This window comes from Bradyrhizobium sp. NBAIM08 (assembly GCF_020193935.1).
In the GTDB taxonomy this organism is placed as follows: Bacteria; Pseudomonadota; Alphaproteobacteria; order Rhizobiales; family Xanthobacteraceae; genus Bradyrhizobium; species Bradyrhizobium yuanmingense.
In genome coordinates this window covers 1-396 of record NZ_JADYVR010001100.1, presented here as the reverse complement: position 1 = coordinate 396, position 396 = coordinate 1, and the positions used below count along the sequence as shown (strand labels likewise).

At 61.6% G+C, this 396-nt stretch carries 1 pseudogene; it reads right to left on the bottom strand.

The features are described 5' to 3' along the window. Nucleotides 1-274: pseudogene (locus I6F37_RS43660) on the bottom strand (IS5/IS1182 family transposase); the annotation flags it as partial. Between the last annotated feature and the right edge of the window lie 122 nt (nt 275-396).

The window sequence follows — 396 nt, the reverse complement described above, 5'->3', positions numbered from 1 at the left end:
TCTCAAGCACAGCCTGACCTTCGATCTTGCGGCGGATATCGCGGATGATCCGGCCCAGTCGGCTGCGCAGGATGCGCAACTGCCGCTGATGCCGCTTGAATTGCTTGGCATGGCCGTAGCGTCCCGCAATCATCGCCGCGGTCTTGGCAATGCGAAGATAGGACTGCCGCAGCTTGACCCCGTGCTTCCTCGCCAGGCGGTTGAGCCCCTTGATTGCCGCGTGCAGCAGCTTGGCATCGGTCGGGAAGGTGATGGCCTTCGGCTGCACGGTGGTATGTGCGCCATGACGGCGCGAAGAAGGAGGTTGAGTATGTAGACCATCTTCCGAGCAGCCTTGCTGCGCAAGAGATGAGGGCAGGCCCCTCGGACTCGGATTGCAGGATCAGAGTCCAAACC